Below are 26,789 nucleotides of genomic sequence, written 5' to 3'. Positions count from 1 at the left end.
GGCATGGCATCGAATGTAGTGGCGTACCGGGTGTCAACGGCTGAGGAAATTGTGCTGGTCGGTATCGACGTCTACTCGCTTGCGAAGTGACAGGCGACAACGTGATCATAGCCAATGCGTCGCAAGAGCGGTTCCTGAGAGGCACAGAGGTCGGTCGCCTTTGGGCAGCGGGTACGAAACCGACAGCCAGAGGGTGGTTCCAGAGGGGACGGCACCTCACCTGTTATGATCTGGCCTGACTTGCGCTTTGGTTGCGGGCGCGCTTCGGGTACAGCCGAAAGCAGCGCCTGTGTGTACGGATGAGCTGCATGTCCGTAGAGCCGATCCGACGGTGCAATCTCACAGATGCGGCCCAAATACATCACTGCCACGCGGTCGCTGATGTTTTTCACCACCGCGAGATCGTGAGCAATGAACAGCATCGTGAGCCCGAAACGCTGCTTCGCATCCTCGAGCAGGTTGAGGATCTGTGCCTGAACAGAAACATCCAGCGATGACACCGGTTCGTCGCAAATCAGAAGCCGTGGTCGCAAGATCAGAGCCCGTGCGATGCTGACGCGCTGACATTGCCCGCCGGAGAGTTCGTGAGGGCGCCGGTTCCAGACAACATCAGGATCGAGCCCTACGGCATCCAGCATCTCGCGAACAAGCTGGTCACGTTTCACCCGGCTGTGCCCCCCCGCAACGACAAGGGGTACTTCTACAATATCGGAGATCGTGCGCTTGGGGTTGAGAGAAGATACGGGATCCTGAAAGACCATCTGCATGCGCGGCCTGAGCGGGCGCAGCGTGTCTCGGGTAAGCCCGCAGAGCGACCTTCCTTCGAGCAGGATTTCTCCCGAGGTTGGCGGTGGCAATTGAATGAGCGCGCGGCCCACCGTTGTTTTGCCGCAGCCCGATTCGCCCACCAACCCCAGGGTTTCACCGGCAGCAATGTCGAAGCTGATTCCGGCGACCGCCTGCACGGTCATGCCGCCCGGAGCTGCAAAGGTCTTCGTGAGATCACGCACAGACAGAACCATATCGGTCCGTTCACCGCGCGAAACCTGCGTGCTATTTTCATCCATCGGACAAACCTATCGGATGCCAACAAGTATAGCGGCGGCCGCTCTGGGCGTGGAAAGTCTCCGGTGGATCGCGCTCACAATCCCTCTGCGAACGCGGACAGCGCGACGCAAACCGGCAGCCTGCCGGTGGATCTATCAGGATCGGCGGCCGCCCGCCTATTGCTTCGAGTTTTGTGTGGGGTGGATCGGCAAGCCGCGGTGCCGCACGGAGCAATGCCGCCGTGTAGGGCATGCGCGGTTCTGTGAGTAGATCAGAGGTTACGCCGTGTTCAACAAAGCGACCGGCGTACATCACTGCTACTTTGTCGGCCATTCCAGCGACAACTCCCAGATTGTGAGTGATGAGGATCAATGCCATGCGCCGTTTTTCCTGCTGTTCTTGGAGCAGGTTGAGGATCTGTGCTTGCACGGTCACATCGAGAGCGGTGGTCGGTTCGTCGGCGATTAGAAGCTTTGGATCGCAGGCAAGCGCGATGGCAATCATTACCCGCTGGCGCATTCCTCCTGACATTTCGTGCGGATAGTTTGCTGCCCGGCGTCGTGCCGAGGCAATGCCAACCGAATCGAGCAGTTCGACCGCTCGCTCCTGCGCCTGTCGAGCGCCAAAGCCGAGATGCAGTCGCAGGACCTGCTCGATCTGTGCTCCGATGCGCATCACGGGGTTCAGCGAGGTCATGGGATCCTGAAAGATCATGGCGATCTCGCGGCCGCGGATACGTCGGAGCTCGCGCTCGCCGGCCTGGCGCAGGTCGTACTCGCCAAAGCGTATCTCGCCACTCTCCTTGACGAGAACGGAATCGGGCAGGAGCCCCATGATGGAGCGCGCGAGAACCGACTTGCCACAACCGGTTTCTCCCACCACGCCAAGGGTTTCGCCGGCGTGCAGGTCGAAAGAGACGCCGTCCACTGCGCGAACCATGCCGCGCGGCGTGCGCAGGTAGCTCCTGAGGTCCCGTACCGAAAGAAGCGGCAAAGCTTCCATCAAATAGCCGCCTCCCGCCCATCCAGCCTGCGCTGTACCTGATCGCCCACGATATTGAGCGACAGGATTGTCAGAAACAGGAAGCCTGCCGGCCCGAAGACCGACCAGGGTGCGTCCAGAAGATTGGCCCGCTCGGCCGCGATCATGCCGCCCAGGGTGGGCTGAGGTGGTGGAACACTAAGTCCCAGGAAACTCAACGCAGCCTCACCGATTATCGCAACAGCCACCATCAGCATGCTGTACGCCGCCAGCGGAGCTACCAGATTGGGAAGAATTTCTCTCAAGAGGATAAATCCATCACGCATCCCGATGGCCCGCGCCGCCAGCACGAACTCGCGTTCCACGAGGCTCAACGTGTTGGCCCGAGCAATGCGCGCGAATGCGGGCACGAAAAGAATGCCAAGCACGACAATGACGAGCACCAAAGACGGTTGGGCATAGGACATGATCGCGATGGCAAGGACTAGCGGTGGAAAGGAAAGAACCACTGTCATAACGGCCGAAATCCAGAGATCGATCAGTCCCCGGAAATACCCAGACACCAGACCGAGCGCCCCCCCCAGCGCAAGGCCGAAAGCCACCGATCCAATGCCGACAATTAGGGACACCCGCAGGCCAACGATCGACCGGGAGAACACGTCCCGGCCGAGGCTGTCGGTACCTAGCCAGTGCGCTGCCGACGGCGGTTGTAGAGTGCGCAGCAACGCCTGCTTGAAGGGGTCGGGCAACGGCAGCAAACCAGCAAATACCGTCGCAGCGATCGCGACCACGAGCCAAGCTGCCGGAATATAGACCAGCGGCCCGAACCATTGGCGGGCAGCGATTGGCGCCAAATGCGCGGGGGGCTTAGTGACGGATACTGTCAACGCGAACTCTTGGATCCAGCATGCTGTAGAGCAGGTCGACGAGGGTATTGATCAGCACAAAGAAGACACCAACAAAGAGCACCACTCCCTGCACCACCAAGTATTCGCGCTGGTAGATGCCGTCGACCAGAAGCTGGCCGACGCCGGGCAAACCGAACAAGACTTCAACGATCACGGCGCCGCCGATCAGGCGGCCCATGTTGATTCCTACCACGGTTATCAAGCTAAGCGACGAGGGGCGTAGCGCATGGGTGATCAGAATTCGCCACGGCGGCAGGCCGATCGCACGAGCCAACAAGATAAAATTCTGCTGCAGCGTCTGGATCATGTCACTGCGCAGGAGCCGCATATAAATCGGGAACTCGAACAGGCCGAGTGTGGCGATCGGCAGCACCATCGTCAAAAAATTGCCAACCAGATCCTCACCAAGCGGGACGTAACCTGTCGCGGGTAGAACGCCCAGCTGCAGGGCAAAAACATAGATAAGAATGATGCCGATCAGGAAAGGCGGCGTCGAGACGAAGGCAAGGGCCACGCCGAGGGCGGTCTTGTCGGCAAGGCTACGTGGTCGATAGGCAGTGTAGATGCCGATGGGAAGCGCCAGGGCAAGCGCTACCACCTGCGCACCCAGCAGCAATTGCAGGGTCACAGGAAAACGCCCGACGATGGCGTCGAGCACCGGCTCATTGGCGCGAAAGGACTCTCCGAGGTCGCCGGTCAGCACTCCGCCCAGCCAATTTAGATAGCGCTGGAGAAGCGGCACATCTAGCCCGAGCCGCTGGCGCAGGGTCGCGATCGATTCTGCCGTTGCCGTCTCTCCTAGGATTGCCAGGGCGGCATCTCCCGGTGCGAGATTCATCAGGAGAAAGGTGATGAGCGAAACGGCGAACAGAATGCCGACGAGCGTGCCCCCGAGGCGCAAGCTCCTTCTCAGCATTTACTCCACCCAGGCTGTTTGGAGCCTGAGCACACCGTCGGCAATGTTGGGTCCGGGATGGACCTTGGCGGCCATCACGGTGTGGAATGTTGCGTAAAACAGAAACAGATAAGGGACCTCGTCTGCCAGGAGAGCCGAGGCCTCGTCGTAAATCTTCTGGCGTTCCGACCGGTCGAGCGTGCTGCGTCCCCTTTCCAGCAACTCATCCATCCTTGAATTGGTGAATTGCGTGTAGTTGGAGGACGTTTCGTTGGCGAACTTGGAGTGGAAGGCGCGATAGAGATTGAGATCTGGATCAGGACGGCCCGCCCACCGAAACAGCGACATCTGGAAATTGTGGGTTAGGGCATCGCGAATGAAGCGGGCCTGCTCGATCTGCTTGATCTCGGCGTTGATCCCGACTGCTTTCCACATCTCCTGCAGCGCCTGCGCCGCCAACGCATTGTGCGGCGACGTCGAAATTCCCAGCGCGAACGAGACTGGTTTACCGTACTCGGCCAGTAGCTTGCGCGCTTGTGCGGGATCATATTTGGGAAAGTTCTTCACGGCCGAGTGGGCCCACATGCCAGGCCCGATCAGGCTATCCGCAACGGGGTACTGGTTGTCATAGATAGCTTTAGTAAAGAGATCGCGGTCGGTAGCAAATGCCATCGCCCGCCGTACTCGTACGTCGTCGAACGGCGGGTTGCGGGTGTTCATCTTCAGGAACACGGTGCCGAGGCCTGCACCTGTCAAGACCTTCAGCTTCTTGTTGCGCCTGGCATCCCTGACGAACCGCGGACTGGGCGATTCAATTACATCGATCGAGCCGGAGAGGAGGCCGGACTGACGGCTCTCTTCGTTCGCGAGCGGTAGAATGACAACGCGATCAAGATAGGGTTGGTCTTTCACCCAATAGTTTGGATTGCGTTCGAGAACGATCTTGTGGCCCTGCTGCCATTCCTTGACAACGAACGGGCCCGTTCCAACCGGCTTCTTGGCCGTTCCCTTTTCATCCGCCCGCACCGCGGTGGGCGACACCATCAGCCCTGCCGCATCGGACAGAATGGCCGGCAACACGGCATCCGGCCGATTCAATTTGAATTCCACCGTTTTGGCATCGACCGCCTTCACTCCGACAATGCTGTCGATGTTGGCGAGGCAGCGGCAGGCGTTCTTGGGATCGAGGGACCGCTCGAGATTGAAGACAACTGCGTCGGCATCAAAGGCCGTGCCATCGTGGAACTTGACGCCTTCACGCAGGGTTATGCGGTAGGTCTTGCCGCCGTCTAGGACCTCGTAGCCGGTCGCCAGCATGGGCTTCACCTCGCCCTTTTCGTCAATGTCGAAAAGAGGATCCATGACCGCGAGGCCGACTTGTCGCTCGACCAGGGCTGTAACACGCAAGGGATCAAGGCTTGGGAAGTCGGCTTCAAGCGCAAGCGTTAGGGTGCCACCGCGTTTCGGCTGCTGCGCCTCGGCCGCAGGGCACCCTGCAAATAGACCGAAGAGCGTGAGTCCTGAGGCCAGTAGTCCGCGCAACATGGGGTAACGACACTGCACCGCAATTCTCCCTGTCAGCGTTTCTTCTTGTTAGCCACTATTCGGGACAACAAAATATTGTCAACAATCACATCTTCGTTGGTCGATGGTGCCGGATCGTACACCCGCCACGCTCAGCGTCGACAAAATCCCATTAATGAAAGTGCCTATGACCTCAGCAAGCCTTCGATGGGGTAAACAGTGTCGCGTTGTTCAATAGACCTTACGCGGCAACTCGTGTCTTGCTCGTTGCGAGACTGTGGTCGGTTCGGAGCAAGACGCTGTGCCAGGCAAGGCTCTGCGAATAGTCACAGGCGCCAACGCGTAACCCAGTCGGCTCGTGGTTCTCGATAGGCACAAGAGGCACCTCGGCAAAGGTGGGCGCCGGCTATAGATTAATCTAGAAGTCCTTTACGATTGGATCGTAGTTAGGCCGCTGCGCGGTAGAACGGTTTATCACCTGCCACCGTGACGCGATGTCCGTAGCGACGATGGGGGAAGTAATCGAACAAAGCATGATGCTGGGCACAGCGATTGTCCCAACAAGCCATCGAATTGGGCTGCCACTTGAAGCGCACGCATAGCTCGGGCATTTCGATGTGGCGATACAGCATCTCGAGGATGGCGGCGCTTTCATTGCGCGACAGACCGACGATGCGAGTCGTGAAGCCCCGATTGACGAACAGGGCTTGGCGGCCGGTAACCGGATGGGTCCGCACCATGGGATGCTCGGAACGTGGATACATCGCGCCTTCACGATAGCCCGGCCGCTCATAGACATGCTTGCCGTCGTGTACCGCCTTCATGCCGGAAATCATCTTGCGGATCGGTTCGGAGAGCGTTTCATAGGCGCGATACATATTGGCGAACATCGTGTCGCCACCGCCGTCGGGCGGTACTTCGGTCAGATGAAGCAACGAGCCCATCGGCGGCTCGGCATCGCATGAAACGTCCGAATGCCATTCCTCCCCGGCAACGTGCTTGGACTTCTCGTCAGCCTTGATGATGAGAATCTCAGGATTCTTCTCGGGTTGGTGTGCGGCTGGATGAAGATGCAATTTGCCGAAGCGGCGACCGAAATCGAGATGCTGATCCACCGTTAGCTGCTGGTCACGAAAAAAGATGACCAGATTCTCCATCCACGCATCATGAATTTCCTGGAACTGCTGGTTGCCCAGCGGCTTGGACAGGTCGACGCCATAGATTTCGGCACCAATCACCGGGGTCAGCTTACGCACTTCGATTGTCTGATAGGTCATGGCCGTTCCTCCTATGGGTAAAGCTCGCGGCGTTGTTCGCTCGTCGAGTGGATTTCTCCACACATAGTATTCTGGCAAGATTGGCGTCCCGCCGTGAATTTTACTAAAATCCGTATTACGGAAGAGCCTGACCAGAGTGGAATGCCAATGGCGAGTCGTCCCACGCCGCCTGTCGAACCTGTGCTGCGCGCCCTCGCCGTACTTGCGGCCCTCAATTTTCGGCCGATCTCCCGACTCAGTGATCTGCAAGCCGTCACCGGCCTGCCGAATCCTACGCTTGTGCGCCTGCTGCACACCTTGATGGCGGCCGGCTATGTTGCGCGCATCGGACCTCGTGCAGGGTATCGTATAACCGAGCGCGTACTTTCGCTGGCCAGTGGCATACGTTTCATCGACCGGATGGTCGACTGCGCCATGGCGCCTATGAGCGCGTTCACGCGCGAGCACGACTGGCCGCTCGTACTTGGCAAGGTGCGCAACGACGCCGTTGTCGTATTGCACAGCACGGCAGCGGAGAGTCACCTGTCATTCGAGCAAGCCGGGTACAACCGTACTTTCCCATTGCTCGTCAGCGCGCTGGGACAGGCGTATATGGCGTTCTGTCCGGCCGAAGAGCGCAAGCAAGTGATACGTCGACTGCTCGCCGCGCCGGCTTCGGGCTCCATCGTCGTTGAGGGCGTGCGCGGCGTCGAGGCGGCTCTTGCGGTCATTCAGCGCCGCGGCTATGCGATCACGATTGGCCCACGAGCTGGTCGCGTTCTAGGCCTTGCCGTTCCGATTAAGCGATCGCGAAATGTGTTCGGCAGCCTTTCAATGCGCTTCGCGCGTGCAGCATTTACGCCGGAACAGGCAGCCGCGCGCTTCCTGGAACCGCTCAACGCTACTGCTCGTTCGATCGCTCTCGCAATGGCAGCACACGATGATGCCGATTTGGCCGAGGGAGTGGACTCTCGTGTAATGAGACTTCCGTCCGTATGACACGCGCACCCGCTTGGCAGGGATGGTGAGGCAGCCCTCTATTCCGCGGCTTGGGCCTTCGACGCAAAGTCGGGGCGTTGCAAAGCGGTAACCGCATCCTCGACCGCCGTACCTTTGAAGAAGTCGCGGTTCAAACTGCCGTGCAATTCCGCGATGTTTGTAAACGTGAAGGCACGAAAATCGCTTTCGTCGATATGCTTGTGCTCGACGAGTTCGTAGGCTTCCTCTAGGACCTCCCCGATATCCTCGACGTCCCAGTGGCCGATGTCGGAGCTGAAGATCGCCTTCAGTTTGGTGCCCATCGGATTGAGGCGGTGATTGAATGCGCCAGGCACGCTCGAATCATCAGCCTCGCACCCGAAATAAAACGGGTCGGCGAACAGAGTCCGGATGTCTTCCTTGCGCTCGATCTGGCAACGCGACCATTCATCGATCTTGCCACGATCTTCCGTCGAACGTTCGATCCAGGCGCGATCGTCGCCATTGACCTGCACCTTCGAGCGGAACCGCTCGTCGCCGTATTTGTCGGCAAGCTCAAGGAAGAGCTTCAGGTCGAGGTTGGCCGGATCAAGCCGCTCAAGCGCCTTGCGATTCCGCTTCTCCCAATGGCCGACAAGATCAGCGTAGAGACTGCTCGCCCAGCCGACACCACCTTCAAGAAGGCCAAACTTGAGCGTGGGGAAACGCCGCGTGACGCCACCGAAGAAGAGAGCCTTGGCAGAGACTTCGTTGGCTGCAGCAAAATGGCCGATGTGGTTGAAATTATAGTTGCTGATCGAAGTCCGGCTGCCCCAACCCATGCTGCCTGTGTGAACTGTTGGCGAAATCTTGAGATCGACACATCGCTGCCAGAAGGGGTCGTAGTCGTGGAGGCTGTCGAGCGCCAGATTGTCGACCCATTGCGCAAGTCCAGCCACGGCAGGCGCTTCGCGGGCGACTTTGGGGACCGGCCGGCGGACGTGGCCAGCGATCATCGCCACCTTGTAGCCAAGTGTTTTGACGCAATAGTCGAGTTCCTCAACAGCCTCCGCGGGCGTGTGCATGGGAATTGCCGCTGCCGGCGTCATGCGTCGCGCATGGGGCCGAAACAGATCGGCGAGCATGCGGTTCAGCGCACGACAGGTTGCCTGGCGCAGTTCGCTGTTGGGATCGCGAGGCATGAAGAGCCCCATCGTCGGGTAGATGATCGAGTAGTCGATGCCGATCTCGTCCATGCGTTCTGCCAGCAGCTTTGGCATCATTGCGGTGGCGAGATCGCGCGTGTTGCGGGTTGGAGTTGCCCAGAATGGAGGCCGCACGGTGCGGCGATCGACCCGATCTTGCTCGCTTTGCGAATACCAACCGCCGGCCTGGGACCCTTGATTGTAGCCGCCACGGGCATCGAGGTTTTGCTTGCGCCAGCGGTCAGTGAGTTCACGCCCCGCGACTTCAAGGAGGTAATCCTCGAACAGCGGCCGGTATTCGATGACGTGTCCGTCGCCGTCGATCACCGGATGCTTGAGGGACGCGTGGATCTTCTCGGACTTCGTTGATTGTCCCATTGGACTGTCCTCCCTGTCGCGGCTTGTAACTATGCAGCGCAAAGTCGGCCGATTGCAACGGGATGGTCCGGCTGCCTTTCTCGGTAAAAGAAAAGGAAGCCATGATCAGCCTGCGTGGCGGATTCGCGTGAGCATCGGCCGGTCCAGCTTGCCGCGCTGTCGTTTCTCGGTAGCCTTCATTGCCAATGTTGCCGGATGTAGTTTTGGGCCGGGACACGGTATCGATGGCCACTGCAAAGCCGTCTATCGATTGGTGTTCAGCATTTTGAAGGCCGCATCGCGCGTGTCGAGGACGAGCTGCCGAGCAACACGTTCGGCGGCAGCCGCATCGCAATTGATCGTGGCGGTAACCAGCTTGCGCCAGTTGGCCAGCGACTGGCGGCGGCGCTCCGGTGTCGACAGGCTCAGTCTGGTGTAGCGCGCGGTCTGGCGGCCGAAGGAAAGGATGAGGTTGGCCAGCCGGGCGCTGCCGGCATTGTGCACGCAATACGAGCTGATCGCCAGGCTGGCGCGGGCGTAGGCCTCGCCATCGTCACGGGCCGATTGCAGGTCTTTGAGTAGTCCCGAGAGGTGCTTGCGCACCTCGGTTGACGCCGCGGCGGCCAGCCGATGGTGGGCGAGCCCCATAAGGTTGGCGCGAATCTCGAAGACGTCCTGCACTTCCTGCGCCGTGAGGGACGTGACCTGGGCGCCGCGCTGCGGAAGGATGGTGACCAACCCTTCGCGCTCGACCATGCGCAACGCTTCGCGCACCGAGGCGCGGCTGACGCCGAAGGCTGCGGCGAGGTCGACCTCGCGCAGCTTCTGCCCCGGCTCGAACTCTTCCTCGACGATGGCATTTCCGATCCGTACCGCGATCTGGGCGGGCAGGGTGGCATAAATCTCGTAGAGGGCGGGGGACAGGCTGGCCATTGACCGATGCTCTAACGGCATTGCTGCCTTGCTTCCAGCCCCTGTCCACTGGAATGTTACTAATTCATAATGTCGACATTCTAGCATGGGAGCAAGCGATGAGGGAACTGGAACTTGAGGAATTCGTCACTCGCGCAGCATGGCTCGGCCGGGACATCCAGGACAGTGAGGACTGGGTCTACAGGCTGGGCGCCGAGGAGATCGCCGAGATCGACGCCGCGTTGCGCCACCTGCAGTCGACCGGCCGGCAGATCCCCGACATCGGGAAGGGGGACTTCCCGCTCAAGCGCTTCGCGCGCACGCTTCGGCTGCTGCAGACTGAAATCGAGAACGGCCTCGGCGTCACCCTGATCCGCGGCCTGCCGCGCGACCGCTACACGGTTGAGGAGATGGGCCTGATCTACTGGGGTATTGGCGCCCATTTGGGCCGCGCCGTGGCACAGAACGCCCAGGGCGACGTGCTCGGCCATGTCCGTGACATGGGCCGCGACCAGTACAAGGACATGCACGCCCGCGGCTATCAGACCGCGAACCTACTGCCGTTCCACAACGATTCCTGCGACATCGTCGGGCTGTGCTGCCTGGAGACCGCCAAGAGCGGCGGGCTGTCCACCGTCGCCAGCTCCGTGGCGGTCTACAACGCGCTCGTCCGCTCGCGGCCCGATCTTGTTAAGATTCTGGGCCAGCCCTTCTACGCCGATCGCCGCGGCGAGGAGTCGGCGGACCAGAAGCCATACTACGTGACGCCGATCTTCATCTGGCACAAGGGCCGGATGTTCAATCGCTTCAACCGCACTTTCATCGACTCGGCGCAGCGCTTCGACGAGGTACCCCGGCTGACGCAGTTGCAGATCGAGGCGCTCGATGCGGTTGCGACGCTTTGCAGAGACCCGGCGTTCCGTCTCGACATTAAGCTCGAGCGCGGCGACATGCAGTTCGTGAACAACTACTGCGTCCTGCATTCGCGGACCGCCTACGAGGACCACGCCGAGGAATCGAAGAAGCGCCATTTGCTGCGGCTTTGGCTGCGAACGTCCGCCTTCGTTGACTATCCCGCCGCACTGCGCGACCGCTACGAGGACATGGACAAGTGGCGCTCCAATCCGCGTCCGCCGTCCTACCACTTCGTCGCCATGGCCGAGGTGACGACGCACTGATGCAAGGGCGTTGCCTGGAAAAAATGCAAGACTGAAAAAGAGCAAAAGAAGAATGGAGGGAACGATGCGCGCAACGAGGCGGGCGCTGGTCGCCGGCGCCGCTCTGCTGTTGGCTTGCGCGGGAGCGATGGCTCAGCCGGCGGACAAGTATCCCGACAAGCCGGTGCGGCTCGTGGTGCCGTTCCCGCCGGGCGGCCCAACCGACGTCTTCGCCCGTGTGCTTTCGCTCGGCCTGACCGAACAGCTCGGGCAGCAGATCTTGATCGAGAACAAGGGAGGGGCTGGCGGTAATGTTGGCACCGAGCTGGTTGCCAGGTCTAAGCCTGATGGCTACACACTGCTGTTCGGCACGGCGGCGACCCACGGCATCAATATCTCGCTCTACAAGACCCTGCCGTACGACCCGCTAAAGGACTTCGAGTTGGTCGCGCTCACCGGCCTCGTGCCAATGGTGCTGCTGGTGCCTCCCGACCAGCCGCACACGCTGAAGGAGTTGATCGCTAAGCTCAAAGCCGAACCAGGCAAATGGAGCTACGCCTCCTCGGGCAATGGCACAACCAATCACCTCGCCGGCGAACTCTTCAAGACGCGCGCGCTCGTCGATGTCGTGCACGTACCGTATCGTGGGTCCGGGCCGGCGTTGCAAGACCTCATGGCCGGCCGAGTCGCCTTCATGTTCGACTCCTTCGGCACGTCACTTGAACAGATCAAGGCGGGCAAGCTCTACGCCGTGGCGATCATGGCCGACAAGCGAAGCCAAGTGCGGCCGGACGTGCCGACCACAGCCGAGGCTGGCCTTGCCGATTTCGTGGGTGGCACCTGGAACGTCGTAGCGGCTCCAGCCGGCACGCCCAAAGAGATCGTCGAGCGGCTCAATGTTGCGGTTAACAAGGCGCTCAAGGACCCCACGGTGGCCGAGCGCCTGCGGCAGCTCGGCATCGAGGCCGTAGTCGATTCCACGCCGGTGACAACGCGGGCATTCGTCGAAGCGGAAATCCTCAAATGGCGTGAGGTCGTGAAGTTGGCTGGCGCGAAGGTGGACTGACACATGCTGAACCTTAAGTGGGCGCTGATTGCCGGCGCCGCCTTGGTATTGTCATGCGCGGGCGCGATAGCTGAGACGCCGGATAAATATCCCGAGAAACCGGTGCGGCTGGTGGTGCCCTTCCCGCCGGGGGGACCGACCGACCTCATCGCCCGCGTAGTCGCCGTCGGGATGGCGGCCGATCTCGGGCAACAAATAATAATCGACAATAAGGGCGGTGCCGGTGGCAATGTCGGCACCGATCTCGTCGCCAAGGCGAAGCCCGACGGCTACACCTTGCTCTTTGGTACCGCGGCGACACACGGTATCAACGTCTCCCTATACAAAAACCTGCCATACGACCCGGTGAAGGACTTCGAGGCGGTCGCCCTGGTAGGCTTGGCGCCGATGGCGCTGTTGGTACCGCCCAGCATGCCGCGCACGTTGCAGGGTCTCATCAGCAAGCTCAAGGCCGAGCCCGGGAAGTGGAGCTATTCGTCGTCAGGTAATGGCACGACCAACCATCTCGCCGGGGAACTTTTCAAGACACGGACTGGAGTGGACGTGCTGCATGTACCCTATCGCGGCACTGGCCCGGCATTGCAGGACCTGCTGGCCGGGCGGCATGCTTTCATGTTCGGAACCCTGGGGCCGGTGATGGAACAGATCAGGGCGGGCCAGCTCGTGCCGCTTGGGCTGATGGCCGACAAGCGCAGCACCGTGATACCGGAAATCCCGACGATGTCCGAAGCCGGCTTGCCGGACTTCGTCGGCGGGACTTGGAATGTGGTGGCAGCGCCTGCCGGCACTCCCAAGGAGATCGTCAACAGGCTTAATGCAGCCGTGAACAAGGCGCTCTCCGATCCGACGCTCGGGGAGAGACTGAAGGCGCTCAACATGGAGGCCAGCGACGCCTCTACGCCGGCCTCGACGAAGGCCTTCATCGAGGCTGAAATCGTCAAATGGCGTGCGTTAGTTGCTTTGGCAGGTGCTCAGGTGGACTGAGTACCAAAGATGGCAGCGGCGGGGTGATCCGCACCAAACGCCGGAGCCGCGAAACTGAAGGTTCTCAGCGCAATGAGACGCAACAAGACTTCGGAGATATTGAAGACCTTCAGCATGGGCCTTCACGCTAGAGGTAGGGCCATGCGCCAGTCCAGCTGCTACCGAGCGCCTACCGCGCGTCAAAGCTCGACCGGTAAGGTCCACTGCGACCGTAGACTGTCTTGAGGCTCGTGATCCGCTGTGGAACGTCGCGGCTATCTGACGGTTGGCTGTCCTTGCTCGAAATTCCGTCCGCCCATGGAATCGGTATTCCGATGAAGGCCATGCCTGCCGTTGACAGTGATCGGAGCGCGCGCCGCTCTGTTGCGACCCGAACTCCGTGCGTGGGTTCTGAGCGCGCCTGCCTGCGAGCGACGCAATAGCAGCCGGCGACACGCCCCGACCGCGACGGCGGTGCAGGTTCGGTCACCGTAATCAGTTCAGGCTGCGCGACGCTCGTAGCGATGATGCAGGCCGCCGACCTGTGGAAAGGCGACAACGATGCCGGCAGAGGGCGGCTGTACAGGCCGAGGCTCGGGGCAATCCTTGCCGAGCGAGAGATGCGGGCGGCTTCGGTGGTGATACTCAAAGTATGCCGACAGCACACGGCGCAGGTGATGCTCATCGGAGACGATGACGTGATCGAGACATTCGCGGCGGATCGAGGCAATGATGCGCTCGACATAGGCATTCTGCCACGGCGATCGCGGCGCGGTGACGACCTGCTCGATAGCCATCGCCTGAACACGATCGCGGAAGGTCTGCCCATATGACGCGTCTCGGTCTCGCAGCAGAAAGCGAGGCGCGGTGTCCCAGGGGAAGGCCTCGGTGATCTGGCGGGCCAGCCAGGCCTGTGTGGGATTCGGGGTGACATCGAAGTGGATGACTTTTCTTCGCTCGTGGCCGAGGACGACCAGGGCGTAGAGCAGCTGAAACGTCGCCGTGACGACAACGAACATGTCGATGGCGGCGGTGTCATGCATGTGATTGTGCAGAAACGATCGCCAGGTCGGGGAGGGGACCGTGGGCCGCCACGGCAGGTATCTGCCAACCGTGGCCTGGCTGACCTCGATGCCGAGCTTGAGCAACTCGCCATGGATGCGGGGAGCGCCCCAAAGCGGGTTTGCCCGGCTCATCTGGCGGATCAGTTCACGGATCTCGCGGTTCATACGGGGCCGTCCCAGGTGGCGTGACCGCCGCCGCCAGTAGAGGCGGAAGCCTTTTGCCATTGGACGACGGTTGCCGGTTTGACCAGCACCATGGCGTCGAGGACCTGCGGCCAGAGCCGGTAAAGCCACGCCCACAGCAACCGGTCGGCGGAGAAAAGCCGAGGCGGGCCGGGGCGCTGCCGGTGCAGGACGGTCAACTGATACCGCAGGGCGACGAGCTTGAGTTCCAGCGCGGCACGGCTGCGCACCCGGAACGAGAGCTGGGAACCAAGGGCGGACAGAAGCGTGAGCATGCTGACGACGGTATGACTGCGGCGCCGGAAACTCTATGCTTGCTTAGCTTTTCGGAGTTTTGAGCAAGGACAAGGCTCCGAAGCGCAATCGTAGAGTATCAGCCTACTCGATCCCGCCCCTTGCGCCAGTGGATGGAGTATTCGGTATGGACACCGATCGCACGACCATCGTGATCGCCCACCGCCTCTCGACCGTGCGCGATACCGACCTGATCGTGCTACTCGACGAGGGCCGCGTTACCGAATCCGGCACGCACGGCGAGTTGGTCGCGCGCGGCGGCCTCTATGCACGCCTGGTCTCCCGCCAACTCGCGTCGGTATATGCGCCGGCCGCGCAGTGACGGGAAGCACAGTAACGGAGAGAGATCAGTCGAGGTTGAAGGGCGTGGCGCCGCCCACGCCATCGGGCACGGCGCGGGATTCCTCGTGGATCCAGTCGCGGAACAACTCGACCTTCTGCTTGCGAACGTTCTTCGGATAGACGAGGCACCAGGCACGCTCGCGCGGAATCTTGAGGTCGAAGGGCGCGATCAGCCGGCCGCGCAACAGGTCTTCCTCGACGAACGGCCCCCACGCCATCGCGACGCCCCAGCGGTGGCACGCCGCCTCGGCCGCCAACGCATAGGAATCGAACTTCGGCCCGTCCTCGACATCGGCGCGCTTCACGCCCGCAGCGGTGAGCCAGATCCGCCAGTCGCTGAGTGAATTCAACACGTGAAGCAGCTTGAATCGCCGCAAGTCGGCGGGCATGCGCAATCCCTCCTCGTCGCGCAGCGCGGGATGCATGACGGGAAACATACTGGCGCGGAACAGTGGCTCGAACTGCAGGTGCGCAGCCTCGCCGTCGAGACGGATCGCGACGTCGATTTCGTCATACAGTGCTTCGAGAGCTCGCGGAGCGGTCAGCAACTTGATCCGCATAGCCGGATAGCGTGCCTGGAATCTGGGCAATCGCGGCATCAGCCATCGAAGCGCAAAATTCGGCAGCGCGCTGATCGTCAGCACGGTGTCTGCGTCAATGCCCTTCAGCCGCTCCGTGCTTTCACGCAGACGATCGAACGCCTCGCGCACCGTCGGCAGATAGAGTTCGCCTTTCTCTGTGAGGACCAGCGCATTGTTGAGACGACGAAAGAGTCGGAAGCCGATCCAGTCTTCGAGAACCTTCACCTGATGACTGACCGCCGTCTGCGTCACGTTCAGCTCTTCCGCTGCGCGAGTGAAGCTGCAGGTTCGTGCAGCGGCCTCGAAGGCACGTAGCGCCTTCAGCGGTGGCAATCGCAACTGCATGGCAGGATCGAATAAAAATCAGGCTTCAATGAGGTTGGGCAGGGCTAAAGCAATGTTCTTGGACCACCATCGCGCTTGTGACCAAATGAGACAAGCCGAAAGCACCGGCTGCACTGGAAGAAGCAAGACGTAAACAGAAGGAGGAAGCTTAATGGGCCGCACATTCGCATTGGCAATGGTATTTCTCAGTTTCGCCCTTTCGACGGCGAAGGCCGACATGAAGGAACTCGAAGCCAAGGCCGCCGCCGAAAAGGAAATCACCTGGTACGTGAGCTATCCCAGCGCGGAGGATGCCGAGCTCACGGCGCGCCTCTTCATGCAACGCTATCCGGCGATCAAGGTGAATGTCGTCCGCGCGACCGCGCAGGTCATCTACCAGCGTCTGCAGCAGGACATCAAAAACGGCGTGCGCAATTGCGACGTCTTTGAGACGACCGACGTCGGCCACTATGTCGACCTGAAGAAGCGCAAGCTCGTCGCCAAGTACACTCCGGAAGCGTCGAAGGATCTCTATCCCGACTTCCGCGACCTTGATCCCGAAGGATACTTCCACATCATCGGCTCGAGCATGATGACGCTGATGTACAACACCAAGCTGGTGAAGGCCGATGACGCTCCGAAGAGCTGGAAGGATCTCCTAGATCCGAAGTGGAAGGGCAAGGTCTCGACCGGCAGCCCGGCCTACAGCGGCTTCCTGGGCGTCTGGGTCGTCTACATGAAGCAACTCTACGGCTGGGAGTATCTCGACAAGTTCAAGGCCAACAATCCGCTGATTGGCCGCTCAAGCATCGACCCAACCACCCATCTCAATTCCGGCGAACGCCAGGTCGCCGGCGGCCCGGCGGCCATCGTCGAGCAGCTCAAGGCCAAGGGTGCGCCGCTGGAGATCGTTTATCCGACGGACGGCTCTCTCCTGATGTTTGGCGTGGCAGGCATCCTCGCCAACGCGCCGCACCCGAATGCCGCGCGTCTCTGGATGGAGTTCCGCATCGGCAAGGAATCGAACCAAATCGGCATCGACCGCGGCGGCGAGTCGCTTCGTCCCGACGGCGTCATTCCCGCCGGCCGCACCGAGTTCCGCGCGGTGAAGTACTACCGCCCGAAGGTGGACGAGCTGGTCAAAGGCGTGCCGGAAGCGATCGAAAGGTGGCGCGACACGTTCGGCGGCTGAGAGTGGAACCGAACACACGATGAGCGATATTACCCTGAAGCCGGCCCCCGCTCCGCGGGGCCGGCTCGCCAACCTTGCCCCCCTCGAGCCCGGCCGGCTGCTCTGGTTCGGCCTGGCCGCGGTGATGATCTTCCTGGTGGTCTATCCGCTATGGCAGATCGTGTCCGTCAGCCTGCACGACAGCGACGGAAACTTCACTTTCGAGAATTACGCGAAGGCGTTCGGCCGCGCGCGGTACATCCAGTCTTTTACCAACAGCCTCTGGCTCGGCGTCTGCGCCTGCGTGCTCAGCCTCTGCTTCGCCGTGCCGATCTCCTGGGGCCTCGCGCGTACCGACATGCCGGGGAAGCGCTTCGTCTGGCTGGGCGTGATCGGCGCCTATGTCATGCCACCCTTCATGGGCGCGATCGGCTGGATCCTGCTGGCTGGCCCCAACGCCGGCTGGCTGAACCGCATCTTCCGCAGCCTGAGCGGCATGGATGTGGCTCTCTTCGACATCTACACCTTCTCCGGCCTCGTCTTTGTCGTGGCGCTCTACAGCTTCCCCCTAGTGTTCGTCTTCGTGAACGCCGCGCTCGAACTGGTCTCCTCGGAGATGGAGGACGCTGGCGCGATCCTCGGCGCCAGCATCTGGCATGTCGCCCGCCGCATCACCATTCCGATCGTATTGCCGACCATCATCGGCGCAGGAATCATCGTGTTCCTCGAAGCCGTGTCGCTGTTCGGCGCGCCCGCCTTGCTGGGGACGCCCGCCCGCATCTCGGTAGTGACGACGACGCTTTTCGAATTCTTCAGCAACCCCGTGCGTGTCGAGGTGGCGGCTGCCTATTCGATGCCGCTGCTGCTAATCACCGTAATCCTCTTTCTTCTTCAGTATTGGGTGATCCGCCGGCGCGGCTATGTCACCCAGACCGGCAAGGGTGGTGAACGGCGGATGATGAAGCTCGGCCCCTGGCGCTGGGCGGTCTTCGCCTATGGCTTCGGGGTCATCTTCCTCGCCGTGATCCTGCCGCTGATAATCATCGTACAGGCAGCACTTTCCAAGGCGTGGGGCCAAGGCTTCTCGTTCGACAATCTCACTTTGAACAATTTCCGCTACATCCTGTTCGAGCATTCGACGGCGGGTCAGACGGTCATCAACAGCGCGATGTTCAGCTTCTGGACAGCGACGCTGGCGGTCACGCTCACGCTGCTGATCGCCTATATCGTCAACCGCAAGCTCGTCCCCTTCTCGAGCGTGCTGGGCTTCCTCGCGGTGACGCCGTTCGTCATCCCCGGCATCGTGCTGGCCATCGGCTTCTATGCCGCCTACGCCCCGCCGCCGCTGGCACTCTACGGCACCGGACTAATCATGGTGCTGTCCTTCACGACACGCTTCATGCCGGTGGCCTACATCAATGCCGCGTCGGGCATGCGCAGCCTCCATCCCGAGATGGAGGAGGCCGTTCGCATCCTGGGCGGCTCGCGCATGACCGCCATTCGCCGCGTCATCGCCCCGCTTCTCAAACGCAGCCTCGCGGGCGCCTGGCTGATCGTCTTCATAGGCGCCACGCGCGAACTGTCGACTGCGATCTTCCTCTACGTCGGCGCCACCCGGACAATGTCGATCATGATCTACGATCTGAGCGAGGAGGGTCGCTTCGAGCATCTCTCCGCGCTCGGCCTGGTCCTGGTCGTCGCTACCATGGCCTTTGTGGCGATCGGCTTCCGCGTCGTCGGGCGCGACTTCATGCTGAAACGGTCCTGATATGATCAAGCTATCGCTGAAAAACCTGTCGCGGACCTTCGGCGCCTTCAAGGCCGTCGATGATGTGAGCCTCGATCTCGCCGACGGCGAATTCGTGTCGCTGCTGGGCCCTTCGGGCTGCGGCAAGACGACGACGTTGCGCATGATCGCGGGCTTCATCCCGCCCAGCGCCGGGACGATCGAGATGAACGGCCGGGCGCTTTCGAATCCCGCCAGCGTCGTGCCACCCGAGAAGCGGCAGATGTCGATGATTTTCCAGTCCTACGCGATCTGGCCGAACATGACAGTGGCAGAGAACGTCGGCTTTGGTCTCGGCGTCCGCAAGCTGCCGCGCGCCGAGATCGAAGCCCGCGTCAAACGCATTCTCGAAGTGGTGCACCTAGGGACGCTGGCCGGCCGCTATCCGTCGGAACTCTCGGGCGGCCAGCAGCAACGCGTGGCGCTGGCACGCGCCATTGTGGTCGAGCCGCAGGTGCTGCTGCTCGACGAGCCGCTGTCCAACCTCGATGCCAGCTTGCGCGAGGAGATGCGTTTCGAGATCCGCCGCCTGCACAACGAATTCAAGATCACGTCCGTCTATGTGACTCACGACCAGTCCGAGGCCATGGTCACGTCCGACCGCATCGTGGTGATGAACCAGGGACGGATCGAGCAAGCCTCCACGCCGGTCGATCTCTACGGCAATCCCAAGACCCGCTTCGTCGCGAGCTTCATCGGCAAGACCAACCTGATTGACGCAAAACGCGAGAACGGCAACGTCGTCTTCACCGGCGGCGCCTGGCCTTTGGCCGCCTTCGGCTCGACGCCACCCGGCCAGAACTTCCAGCTCTCGATCCGGCCGCACGACGTGAGTCTTGGCCGCGAGGTGCCGCCCGGCGCCTTCGCCTTCAAGGGTCGGATCGCCGAGCGCGCCTATCTGGGCGATGTTTGGGACTATGCCGTGGCGGTCGATGGCGGCCAGCTTCAGCTCAGGGTCACGACCACGCCGCGCGACATGTTCGAGGTCGGCGACACAGTCTATTGCGCTGTGGATCCTAGCATCGTGGCCATGGTTGAATAGCGCCTGACCAATTTGAAATTGGTCAGACTCAAGATTAATGATGTTGTGACTTTGGTAATTTGAGTCAGAAGGTAATGTTGTTCATCCCTTTCCTGACGGAGGGCCACATGCCGCTCGATAGCCAGACAACCACTCCTTGGATTCAACCGACCGGCGGCGCGCTGGGTGCAGACGTGCACGGCGTCGACCTCTTGCGCGACATCGACCGCGCGACGTACGAGGTTCTGGCTGATGCCTGGGCCAAGCACCTGGTGCTGCGTTTCTCCGGCCAGAAGCTTAGTGATGACGATCTGATGCGCTTCAGCCGCAACTGGGGCGAACTCGACCGCACGCCGGTCGGCACCGCCGGCCAGAAGGTGAATGGCGTCGCCGCGAATGCTGTCGAGTGGATCGCCGTGATCTCGAACGTGAAAGTCGAGGGCAAGCCGATCGGCGGCCTCGGCGCCTACGAATCGGTGTGGCACACCGACATGTCGTACAATCCGCTGCCGCCGCGCGCGAGCCTCCTCTACGCCCTCGAGTGCCCGCCTTCGGGCGGCGACACCGGCTTCTGCAACATGGAGCTGGCCTACGAGAGCCTTCCCGCCGATCTCAAGAAGGCCATCCAGGGCAAGACCTGCACGCACGATTCGAGCCGCAACTCGGCCGGGGAGCTGCGCCGCGGCGCCAAGGAGACGACCGACCCGCGCGAGACTCCCGGCGCCCACCATCCGCTGGTGCGCAAGCATCCCGTGACCGGCCGCAGCGCTCTGTTCCTCGGCCGTCGCGTCGGCGCCTATATCCAGGGCCTGCCCGTCGAGGAGAGCGAGACCCTGCTGAACGCGCTGTGGGCCCATGCCAGCCAGCCGCAGTTCGCCTGGTATCAGCGCTGGCGCATGGGCGATCTCATGATGTGGGACAATCGCAATGTCATGCATCGCCGCGATTCCTTCGACGACACGGCGCGCCGCCTCATGCACCGCACCCAGATCGTCGGCGAACCGGTGCTCGCCGGATGAGCACCCGGATCGAGGCCGTCGAGATCTACCGCACCGAGGTACCGCTCACCGTCCCGTACAAGGTGTCGAAGTGGACCTTCACGGCCTTCGATCCGCTGATCGCGTCGATCCGTACCGGCGACGGCCGCATCGGCTGGGGTGAAGCGACAATCACTAAAGGCTATGCCGTCGACGAGACGCCGCAGACCGGCTGGGCCTTCCTCCAGTCCTGGGGTGAACGCCTCGTTGGCCACGACCTCAAGGAGGCGCACGCGCTGCTCGAGCCCGAGATCCATGCCAACTCGCACGCAGCCTCGATCCTGATCACCGCTCTCGAGATGATCGAGCGCAGCCCGTTGCTTGAGATCAAAGCTCCCGCCGTCGTACCGCTCCTCGTGCCCATCAACGCGATGGACCGGGACAAGGTCGGCGCAGAGGTCGAAGCCTTAATCAACGAGGGATTCGGGACGCTGAAAGTAAAGGTCGGCTTCGACGTCGAGGCCGACCTGGTACGCGTCGCCGCCATCCAGCACGCCCTGAACGGCAAGGCAACGATCCGCCTCGACGCCAACCAGGCCTTCTCGGTCGAGCAGGGAAAGCGTTTTGCCACCGCACTCGATCCAACGGGCATCGAACTGTTCGAACAGCCCTGCGACAAGGCCGACTGGGCGGCCAATGCCGCCGTGGCCGCCGTCTCGACCGTACCTGTGATGCTAGACGAATCGATCTACGGCATTCCGGAGATCGAGCGCGCCGCCAAGGTCGCGGGCGTCGGCTTCGTGAAGGTGAAGCTGAAGAAGCTTGGAAGTCTCGTGCACCTGGAAGCGGCGCTAAAGCGCATTGCCGAGCTGGGCCTGACGCCTGTTCTCGGCGACGGCACGGCAACCGACATCTCCTGCTGGATGGAGGCTACGGTCGCGCGCACTACAATTCGCAACGCCGGCGAGAACAACGGCTTCCTGAAGCTCACCGCTCCCGTTTTCAAGAACCCGCTACCCTTCTCGCGCGGCGCCATTCAGTTGCCGGCCGGCTGGTGGCCGGAAATCGACGAACCTTACCTGCGCAAGGCCGCCACCGGGACCGCGCTCTACCGATGAACGGAAATCCCATGAAGCGCGAACTGCATATCAACCTGTTCGTCCAGAGCCGCGGCCATCACGAGGCTTCGTGGCGTCATCCCGACGCATCGCCCTACGCCTTGAGCGACATCGCCTACTACCGCGACGTCGCGCAGCGGGCGGAAGCCGGCCTGTTCGATTCGATCTTCCTCGCCGACACGCTGGCCCTTATGGATACGGTGGGACATGCTGCCAGCAACTGGCTGGAGCCGATCACCGCCCTAGGCGCGCTGGCCATGACGACCGAGCGCATCGGCCTGATCGCCACGGCGTCGACCACCTACACCGAGCCGTTCAACCTCGCCCGCCAGTTCGCGTCACTCGACCACATCACCGGCGGTCGGGTCGGCTGGAACATCGTAACCTCGTGGCTGGCCCCCGCGGCACGCAACTTCGGCGGCACCAGCCTAGTGAGCCACGACGAGCGCTACGAGCGTGGCGAGGAATTCGTGCAGGTAGCGAAGGCGCTGTGGGACAGCTGGGCCGACGATGCAGTGCTCGACGATCGCGCCAGCGGCCAGTATGCGCGGGCCGATCGCATCAAGCCGATAAATCACGAGGGCAAGTACTATCGCGTGGCCGGACCGCTCAACATGCCGCGCGGTCCGCAGGGTCGGCCGGTGTTCGTGCAGGCGGGCTCATCGGAAACTGGCCGTCGCTTCGCCGCGCGCCACGCCGAGGCGGTGTTCACCGCCCAGATGGAAAAGAAGACGGCGCAGGCTTTCTACGCCGACCTCAAGGCGCTGGTGGTGGCGGAAGGCCGCGCACCCGACCAGGCGCTGGTCCTTCCCGGCCTCAGCCCGGTGATCGCATCGACCGAGGCCGAGGCCCTGCGCATGGCGCGGGGCATGAACGATCTCACCGACCCGGAGGTCGGCCGCAAGCGTCTGAGCGGTCGCTTCGGCGGACACGACTTCTCGCACCTGCCGCTCGACAAGCCGTTGGCGCCGGAGGATTTCCCCGATCCCGGCACGGTGCAGGCGGCGCGCAGCCGCACCGAGGTGATCGTTGGCCTGGTGAAGCGGGAGAAATTCACGCTGCGCCAGTTGCTCGCCTACCTGGCAGGCGCACGCGGCCATTTCACGACGGCGGGCACGCCCGAACAGATCGCCGACTTGATCGAGGACTGGTTCACCGACGGCGCGGCCGACGGCTTCAACCTCATGCCGCCCCTGCTGCCGTCGATGCTCGATGTCTTCGTCGCCGAGGTGATCCCGCTGCTGCAGCGACGCGGCCTGTTCCGCACCGCCTATACCGGCCGCACCCTACGTGAGCATTTCGGCCTCGCCCGCCCGGCCACCGCGTTCTGATCCGGCGAATTGTGCATTATTGTGAATTTTGCATGCCCCGTGTGATGGTGGAGCGATGGCCCAACCGCTCGATAATACCAACCGACAGAACTCATGACAGTTGAGCCCATCGCCGGCTTGTGATGGATGCGATCCTTTTGGGGGTGGCGAGCAGGTCTGTCCAAGCTTTGCAGCAGGCATCGACGATAGCGTCGTAGGTGTCGTGGATGCGTAGCGCGAGGTTGTTCTTGCGCAGGTACTCCCAGACGTTCTCTATCGGATTGAGTTCGGGTGAGTAGGGCGGCAGGCAGAGAAGCGTGACGTTGTCTGGCGGATCCAGAGCGTGGCTGGTGTGCCATCCGGCGCCGTCGAGCACGAGGATGGCATGGGCTCCGGGAGCCACCGCGCGGCCGATCTCCTCGAGATGGAGGTTCATGGCTTCACTATCGGCATAGGTGTCCTTGCTCAAAAAGCGATTCGGCCATGGAATCGGTTTGCCGATGATGGCCTCGGTTGATGATGTTTGGTGATAGAAGAGCCCGCCGCTCGCTCGCGGTGAGGACTCCACACGTTTGTTCTGAGCGCGCCTGCATCCGAGCGATCAAATGGCCGACGGCGACGGCGGCCGTCATCGCGGCGGCCTTGCAGGTTCGGTCACCGTAATCAGATCAGGCTGCGAGGCGCTCGTAGCGATGGTGCCAGCCGGGACGTTGCCGGCGCAGGACGGTCACCTGATGTCGCAGGGCGACGAGTTCGAGTTCCAACGCGGCGCGGCTGCGCACCCGGAACGAGAGCAGGAAACCGAGGGCGGACAGGAGCGTGATCATGCCGATGACGGTATGGCCGTGGCACAAGAAACGCTACACTTGCTCGGTGGTTTCGACTTTTGAGCAGGCACAGGCCCGCGGCATGCAACAAGCCGCACTTCGAGGCCTGACAAATGACCCCACCCGATCATCGCCGGCGCCGTTAAGAAACCTCTTGCATCGACGGGGGCATCCACACGTGTCTCACAGGTGCTGACGCCGGACACGCCGCCTGGTGTTGCGCCAGCTTGCCGCCGTCTGCGCCCGGCCGCCCAATAGAGCGTAGCGCCCCGCTACTTCTTCTTCTCGATGTTCCAGAAGACGGTCACTGGCGCCTCCATGTTGCCCGTCACGTTCTTGCGCCGCGCCATCGGCTGCTGGAACTGTCCGAGCGGGATCGTGACACCCTCGCTGATGATGCGCATCTGCACCTTCTCGGCGATTTCCATCTGTTTCTTGGGGTCGCTTTCACGAACGAAAGCGGCGCGAAGTTGCTCGATCTCCGGATCGAGCGGCCAGCCGAACTGGGCGCGATCGCCGCTGGCCTCCGCATAGTGGTTGTTGACCGGATCGAGCAGCAGCACGGCCGTGGTCGCGGTCATGGCGATGTTCCAGCCGCCTTCCGCAATCGGGATCTTCTTGGCGCGCCGGCCGACCAGCGTCTGCCAGTCCATGGACTGCATGTCGACCGTGAAGCCGCCGCGTTCGAGCAGGTTCTTGGCCACCGGCGCCAGGTTGGTGAGCACGGCGAGGTCGGTCGACTGCAGCAGCACGACCGGCGTGCCGTCGTAGCCTAATTCCTTCAGCAGCTTCTTCGACTCCTCGAAGCGCGACTCGAACATCCCGTCCATGCCGACCGAGGTCTCCAGCGGTCCGCCGCAGCTAAACATAGCCTTGCACTTCTTGTAGTAGCGCGGGTCGCCGATGACGGCCCGCAGGAAATCCTCTTGATTGAGCGTGAGCGCGGCGGCTCGACGATAGCGGACGTCGTTGAACGGCGGCTGCTTCCAGTTGAAGCGAAAGATGTAGGTGCTGCCGAGCGAGTCGGGGATGATGACCTCGACATTCTTGTTCTTTTCCAGCACCGGCAACAGGTCGTGCGCAGGTGCCTCGATCATGTCGATCTCGTCCTGTTCCAGAGCGTTGATGGCCGTCTGCGTGTCGGGGATCGACACCCATTCGACGCGATCGAGCTTGGCGACCTTGCCGCCGGCCAGGCCGGAGGGCGGCTCGGCGCGCGGCTTGTAGTCGGGATTGCGGACATAGACGGCCCTCTCGCCGGGCTTCCATTCGTCCTTCTTAAAGATGAACGGTCCGGAGCCCGTGGTGTCGGATATCTGCTGGCTGAGCGGCGTCTCGGCGACCCGTTGGGGCATGATGAACAGCGGCACCGAGGCCGGCTTGGCGAGCGCCTTCAGCATCAGCCCGAACGGCTCCTTGAGCACGATCTGGAAAGTCCGGTCGTCGATCGCCTTCATCTCGTTCGTTGACTTGGCGAGCAAGCCGCCCAGCGTGTCCTTGTCGGTCCAGCGCTTGATCGATTGCAGCACGTCGGCGGTGGTCACCGGCTTGCCGTCCTGCCACTTGAGTCCGTCGCGCAGCTTGAAGATCCAGACGAGCTTGTCGTCGCTCACTGTCCAGCTGTCGACCATCTGCGGCTGCGGCTGCAGCTTGCCGTCGAGCGCGAACAGCGTGTCGTAGATCATGTAGCCGTGATTGCGCACGATGTAAGCCGTGGTCCACACCGGGTCGAGGATCTTGAGATCCGAGTGCATGACAACGCGTAGCGTCTTGTCGGACTGCGCTATCGCGGGCGCGGCGATCAGCAGCGCCATCGCGCCGACCAGGCAATGGCGCGACAACGACGTCGCGAAACTGCGCGCGCAAGCGGGAACTGACTTGGTCGAAGCGAGTGTTCGTTCCATGTGCGTTTCCTTGATTGTCTGTTTTTATCTTGATCTGCCTGTCGACGCATGCAGCTTGTATTATCGAAGCACAGGCGCAATGCTGGGCCAACAATATTGCGTTGGCCCTGGCCAAATTATTTGGAGGCTGATTTCCTGCCGTTACCGCCATGCAATTGCTACCAGCCGGGAACGCCTTAGCCTTTCGACGCGGGCCGTTCAGGTTTGGACGTGCTGCACGGTGCTGGAGCCATCCGCGATGGCCATCTGGCTCACCTCCTAGGGAAGGTTGAATAAGCGAGGAGTTTGGCGAAGGATGCGAGAGCGCCGTCGGCTCGCGGTCCGTGACCTGCCTCTCCAGGACCTCCGGAGTGAAATAGGCCAGCAGCAACCTGTTGCTGACGAACCGGTCAAACGCCTTTTTGAGGCGTCACGACGTGAAAGGGAGACGCTGGCAAGACCGCCCCGAACATGTTCGCAGGTCTACGCTCTACGACGCCGAGAGAGTCTGTTCCCAGGTCCTTTCCCTCCGCCATATTGACGTCCGCAGCCTTCCACCAGCGTCCGCAGAACGCTGATAAAGTAGGCGTCAGGCCGCTGAAAGCATCCGCAGGCGTACGCTCTTGACCGCCTGTCCTTGCTCAAAATTCCGTCCGCCCATGGAATCGGTATTCCGATGA

26 protein-coding genes are annotated in these 26,789 nt (G+C 61.8%); 11 read left to right on the top strand and 15 right to left on the bottom strand.

The window, feature by feature from the left end; all coding sequences use genetic code 11:
- Positions 1–71 precede the first annotated feature (71 nt).
- From ACP15H_RS19525 to ACP15H_RS19500, 6 genes are all read right to left on the bottom strand, one after another.
- Positions 72–1,067 carry an ABC transporter ATP-binding protein gene (locus ACP15H_RS19525; RefSeq protein ID WP_425067814.1) on the bottom strand — a complete coding sequence of 332 codons (996 nt, stop codon included), beginning with the start codon at positions 1,065–1,067 and terminating at the stop codon, positions 72–74.
- Positions 1,060–2,049: an ABC transporter ATP-binding protein gene (locus ACP15H_RS19520; protein ID WP_425067813.1), complete on the bottom strand. Its 990-nt coding sequence runs from the start codon at positions 2,047–2,049 to the stop codon at positions 1,060–1,062. Before ACP15H_RS19520 ends, ACP15H_RS19525 begins: the two co-directional genes overlap by 8 nt.
- Entirely contained in the window at positions 2,049–2,915 is an 867-nt protein-coding gene (locus ACP15H_RS19515) for an ABC transporter permease (protein ID WP_425067812.1), read from the bottom strand. The genes ACP15H_RS19520 and ACP15H_RS19515 overlap by 1 nt, the downstream gene beginning before the upstream one ends.
- Complete coding sequence (locus ACP15H_RS19510; RefSeq protein ID WP_425067811.1) at positions 2,896–3,852, bottom strand: ABC transporter permease; 957 nt, start codon at positions 3,850–3,852, stop codon at positions 2,896–2,898. The genes ACP15H_RS19515 and ACP15H_RS19510 overlap by 20 nt, the downstream gene beginning before the upstream one ends.
- Positions 3,853–5,376, bottom strand: a complete 1,524-nt coding sequence (locus tag ACP15H_RS19505; protein WP_425067810.1) for an ABC transporter substrate-binding protein — start codon at positions 5,374–5,376, stop codon at positions 3,853–3,855.
- Positions 5,377–5,801: 425 nt separating this feature from the next.
- A complete protein-coding gene (locus tag ACP15H_RS19500) occupies positions 5,802–6,632 on the bottom strand; it encodes a TauD/TfdA dioxygenase family protein (RefSeq protein ID WP_425067809.1) in 831 nt (276 codons plus the stop codon).
- A 147-nt stretch (positions 6,633–6,779) separates the two neighbouring features.
- Between ACP15H_RS19500 and ACP15H_RS19495 the strand changes: the two genes are divergently transcribed.
- Positions 6,780–7,610, top strand: coding sequence for a helix-turn-helix domain-containing protein (locus tag ACP15H_RS19495; protein ID WP_425067808.1), 831 nt, complete (start codon positions 6,780–6,782; stop codon positions 7,608–7,610).
- 38 nt (positions 7,611–7,648) lie between these two features.
- Here the strand turns inward: ACP15H_RS19495 and ACP15H_RS19490 are convergent, their stop codons facing one another.
- Entirely contained in the window at positions 7,649–9,151 is a 1,503-nt protein-coding gene (locus ACP15H_RS19490; RefSeq protein WP_425067807.1) for an amidohydrolase family protein, read from the bottom strand.
- Between the two features lie 243 nt (positions 9,152–9,394).
- Complete coding sequence (locus tag ACP15H_RS19485) at positions 9,395–10,063, bottom strand: GntR family transcriptional regulator (protein WP_425067806.1); 669 nt, start codon at positions 10,061–10,063, stop codon at positions 9,395–9,397.
- A 98-nt stretch (positions 10,064–10,161) separates the two neighbouring features.
- Here ACP15H_RS19485 and ACP15H_RS19480 point away from each other — a divergent pair, with 98 nt between their 5' ends.
- The 3 genes from ACP15H_RS19480 (at position 10,162) to ACP15H_RS19470 (ending at position 13,249) form a co-directional block, all read left to right on the top strand.
- Positions 10,162–11,220 carry a TauD/TfdA family dioxygenase gene (locus tag ACP15H_RS19480; RefSeq protein WP_425067805.1) on the top strand — a complete coding sequence of 353 codons (1,059 nt, stop codon included), beginning with the start codon at positions 10,162–10,164 and terminating at the stop codon, positions 11,218–11,220.
- Positions 11,221–11,284: 64 nt separating this feature from the next.
- The gene (locus ACP15H_RS19475; RefSeq protein ID WP_425067804.1) at positions 11,285–12,265 is read left to right on the top strand and encodes a Bug family tripartite tricarboxylate transporter substrate binding protein; all 981 of its coding nucleotides are present in this window, start codon (positions 11,285–11,287) and stop codon (positions 12,263–12,265) included.
- Positions 12,266–12,268: 3 nt separating this feature from the next.
- Positions 12,269–13,249: a Bug family tripartite tricarboxylate transporter substrate binding protein gene (locus tag ACP15H_RS19470; protein ID WP_425067803.1), complete on the top strand. Its 981-nt coding sequence runs from the start codon at positions 12,269–12,271 to the stop codon at positions 13,247–13,249.
- On the opposite strand, the gene ACP15H_RS19465 is transcribed toward ACP15H_RS19470, so the two are convergent.
- From ACP15H_RS19465 to ACP15H_RS19455, 3 genes are all read right to left on the bottom strand, one after another.
- On the bottom strand, positions 13,237–13,365 hold the full coding sequence (locus ACP15H_RS19465) for a hypothetical protein (protein ID WP_425067802.1): 129 nt from the start codon (positions 13,363–13,365) through the stop codon (positions 13,237–13,239). The two genes, ACP15H_RS19470 and ACP15H_RS19465, sit on opposite strands and share 13 nt — an antisense overlap.
- Positions 13,366–13,728: 363 nt before the next feature.
- The gene (locus ACP15H_RS19460; protein ID WP_425067801.1) at positions 13,729–14,457 is read right to left on the bottom strand and encodes an integrase core domain-containing protein; all 729 of its coding nucleotides are present in this window, start codon (positions 14,455–14,457) and stop codon (positions 13,729–13,731) included.
- Positions 14,454–14,750, bottom strand: coding sequence for a hypothetical protein (locus tag ACP15H_RS19455; RefSeq protein ID WP_425067800.1), 297 nt, complete (start codon positions 14,748–14,750; stop codon positions 14,454–14,456). Before ACP15H_RS19455 ends, ACP15H_RS19460 begins: the two co-directional genes overlap by 4 nt.
- A gap of 146 nt (positions 14,751–14,896) precedes the next feature.
- Here ACP15H_RS19455 and ACP15H_RS19450 point away from each other — a divergent pair, with 146 nt between their 5' ends.
- The gene (locus tag ACP15H_RS19450; RefSeq protein ID WP_425067799.1) at positions 14,897–15,091 is read left to right on the top strand and encodes a hypothetical protein; all 195 of its coding nucleotides are present in this window, start codon (positions 14,897–14,899) and stop codon (positions 15,089–15,091) included.
- Between the two features lie 25 nt (positions 15,092–15,116).
- Here ACP15H_RS19450 and gcvA read toward each other — a convergent pair whose 3' ends face one another.
- Positions 15,117–16,025, bottom strand: coding sequence for a transcriptional regulator GcvA (gene gcvA, locus ACP15H_RS19445; RefSeq protein WP_425067798.1), 909 nt, complete (start codon positions 16,023–16,025; stop codon positions 15,117–15,119).
- A gap of 163 nt (positions 16,026–16,188) precedes the next feature.
- Between gcvA and ACP15H_RS19440 the strand changes: the two genes are divergently transcribed.
- The 6 genes from ACP15H_RS19440 to ACP15H_RS19415 all read left to right on the top strand — a co-directional run bounded on the left by ACP15H_RS19440 (position 16,189) and on the right by ACP15H_RS19415 (position 23,420).
- Positions 16,189–17,208: an ABC transporter substrate-binding protein gene (locus tag ACP15H_RS19440; RefSeq protein ID WP_425067797.1), complete on the top strand. Its 1,020-nt coding sequence runs from the start codon at positions 16,189–16,191 to the stop codon at positions 17,206–17,208.
- 19 nt (positions 17,209–17,227) lie between these two features.
- Positions 17,228–18,955, top strand: coding sequence for an ABC transporter permease (locus ACP15H_RS19435; RefSeq protein WP_425067796.1), 1,728 nt, complete (start codon positions 17,228–17,230; stop codon positions 18,953–18,955).
- A 1-nt stretch (position 18,956) separates the two neighbouring features.
- A complete protein-coding gene (locus ACP15H_RS19430; RefSeq protein WP_425067795.1) occupies positions 18,957–20,015 on the top strand; it encodes an ABC transporter ATP-binding protein in 1,059 nt (352 codons plus the stop codon).
- A 107-nt stretch (positions 20,016–20,122) separates the two neighbouring features.
- On the top strand, positions 20,123–21,013 hold the full coding sequence (locus tag ACP15H_RS19425) for a TauD/TfdA dioxygenase family protein (RefSeq protein WP_425067794.1): 891 nt from the start codon (positions 20,123–20,125) through the stop codon (positions 21,011–21,013).
- On the top strand, positions 21,010–22,089 hold the full coding sequence (locus ACP15H_RS19420) for a mandelate racemase/muconate lactonizing enzyme family protein (protein WP_425067793.1): 1,080 nt from the start codon (positions 21,010–21,012) through the stop codon (positions 22,087–22,089). Before ACP15H_RS19425 ends, ACP15H_RS19420 begins: the two co-directional genes overlap by 4 nt.
- Before the next feature lie 11 nt (positions 22,090–22,100).
- Positions 22,101–23,420: an LLM class flavin-dependent oxidoreductase gene (locus ACP15H_RS19415; protein ID WP_425067792.1), complete on the top strand. Its 1,320-nt coding sequence runs from the start codon at positions 22,101–22,103 to the stop codon at positions 23,418–23,420.
- Between the two features lie 91 nt (positions 23,421–23,511).
- Here ACP15H_RS19415 and ACP15H_RS19410 read toward each other — a convergent pair whose 3' ends face one another.
- The 3 genes from ACP15H_RS19410 to ACP15H_RS19400 all read right to left on the bottom strand — a co-directional run bounded on the left by ACP15H_RS19410 (position 23,512) and on the right by ACP15H_RS19400 (position 26,130).
- A complete protein-coding gene (locus tag ACP15H_RS19410; RefSeq protein ID WP_425067791.1) occupies positions 23,512–23,967 on the bottom strand; it encodes a transposase in 456 nt (151 codons plus the stop codon).
- Positions 23,968–24,067: 100 nt separating this feature from the next.
- Positions 24,068–24,226: a hypothetical protein gene (locus tag ACP15H_RS19405; protein WP_425067790.1), complete on the bottom strand. Its 159-nt coding sequence runs from the start codon at positions 24,224–24,226 to the stop codon at positions 24,068–24,070.
- Between the two features lie 272 nt (positions 24,227–24,498).
- Positions 24,499–26,130, bottom strand: a complete 1,632-nt coding sequence (locus ACP15H_RS19400) for an ABC transporter substrate-binding protein (protein WP_425067789.1) — start codon at positions 26,128–26,130, stop codon at positions 24,499–24,501.
- Positions 26,131–26,789 lie beyond the last annotated feature (659 nt).

Source organism: Reyranella sp. (assembly GCF_965249915.1).
GTDB lineage: Bacteria > Pseudomonadota > Alphaproteobacteria > Reyranellales > Reyranellaceae > Reyranella.
Note: the sequence above shows the minus strand (reverse complement) of the source record. Positions and strands in the feature narration are given on the sequence as shown.

Excerpts from the sequence above, each read along its gene's own strand:
- ACP15H_RS19525 (WP_425067814.1), bottom strand. The coding sequence starts at position 1,067 with ATGGATGAAAATAGCACGCAGGTTTCGCGCGGTGAACGGACCGATATG.
- ACP15H_RS19520 (WP_425067813.1), bottom strand. The coding sequence starts at position 2,049 with ATGGAAGCTTTGCCGCTTCTTTCGGTACGGGACCTCAGGAGCTACCTG.
- ACP15H_RS19510 (WP_425067811.1), bottom strand. The coding sequence starts at position 3,852 with ATGCTGAGAAGGAGCTTGCGCCTCGGGGGCACGCTCGTCGGCATTCTG.
- ACP15H_RS19505 (WP_425067810.1), bottom strand. The coding sequence starts at position 5,376 with ATGTTGCGCGGACTACTGGCCTCAGGACTCACGCTCTTCGGTCTATTT.
- ACP15H_RS19500 (WP_425067809.1), bottom strand. The coding sequence starts at position 6,632 with ATGACCTATCAGACAATCGAAGTGCGTAAGCTGACCCCGGTGATTGGT.
- ACP15H_RS19495 (WP_425067808.1), top strand. The coding sequence starts at position 6,780 with ATGGCGAGTCGTCCCACGCCGCCTGTCGAACCTGTGCTGCGCGCCCTC.
- ACP15H_RS19490 (WP_425067807.1), bottom strand. The coding sequence starts at position 9,151 with ATGGGACAATCAACGAAGTCCGAGAAGATCCACGCGTCCCTCAAGCAT.
- ACP15H_RS19485 (WP_425067806.1), bottom strand. The coding sequence starts at position 10,063 with ATGGCCAGCCTGTCCCCCGCCCTCTACGAGATTTATGCCACCCTGCCC.
- ACP15H_RS19480 (WP_425067805.1), top strand. The coding sequence starts at position 10,162 with ATGAGGGAACTGGAACTTGAGGAATTCGTCACTCGCGCAGCATGGCTC.
- ACP15H_RS19475 (WP_425067804.1), top strand. The coding sequence starts at position 11,285 with ATGCGCGCAACGAGGCGGGCGCTGGTCGCCGGCGCCGCTCTGCTGTTG.
- ACP15H_RS19470 (WP_425067803.1), top strand. The coding sequence starts at position 12,269 with ATGCTGAACCTTAAGTGGGCGCTGATTGCCGGCGCCGCCTTGGTATTG.
- ACP15H_RS19465 (WP_425067802.1), bottom strand. The coding sequence starts at position 13,365 with ATGCTGAAGGTCTTCAATATCTCCGAAGTCTTGTTGCGTCTCATTGCG.
- ACP15H_RS19460 (WP_425067801.1), bottom strand. The coding sequence starts at position 14,457 with ATGAACCGCGAGATCCGTGAACTGATCCGCCAGATGAGCCGGGCAAAC.
- ACP15H_RS19455 (WP_425067800.1), bottom strand. The coding sequence starts at position 14,750 with ATGCTCACGCTTCTGTCCGCCCTTGGTTCCCAGCTCTCGTTCCGGGTG.
- ACP15H_RS19450 (WP_425067799.1), top strand. The coding sequence starts at position 14,897 with ATGGACACCGATCGCACGACCATCGTGATCGCCCACCGCCTCTCGACC.
- ACP15H_RS19440 (WP_425067797.1), top strand. The coding sequence starts at position 16,189 with ATGGGCCGCACATTCGCATTGGCAATGGTATTTCTCAGTTTCGCCCTT.
- ACP15H_RS19435 (WP_425067796.1), top strand. The coding sequence starts at position 17,228 with ATGAGCGATATTACCCTGAAGCCGGCCCCCGCTCCGCGGGGCCGGCTC.
- ACP15H_RS19430 (WP_425067795.1), top strand. The coding sequence starts at position 18,957 with ATGATCAAGCTATCGCTGAAAAACCTGTCGCGGACCTTCGGCGCCTTC.
- ACP15H_RS19425 (WP_425067794.1), top strand. The coding sequence starts at position 20,123 with ATGCCGCTCGATAGCCAGACAACCACTCCTTGGATTCAACCGACCGGC.
- ACP15H_RS19420 (WP_425067793.1), top strand. The coding sequence starts at position 21,010 with ATGAGCACCCGGATCGAGGCCGTCGAGATCTACCGCACCGAGGTACCG.
- ACP15H_RS19415 (WP_425067792.1), top strand. The coding sequence starts at position 22,101 with ATGAAGCGCGAACTGCATATCAACCTGTTCGTCCAGAGCCGCGGCCAT.
- ACP15H_RS19405 (WP_425067790.1), bottom strand. The coding sequence starts at position 24,226 with ATGATCACGCTCCTGTCCGCCCTCGGTTTCCTGCTCTCGTTCCGGGTG.
- ACP15H_RS19400 (WP_425067789.1), bottom strand. The coding sequence starts at position 26,130 with ATGGAACGAACACTCGCTTCGACCAAGTCAGTTCCCGCTTGCGCGCGC.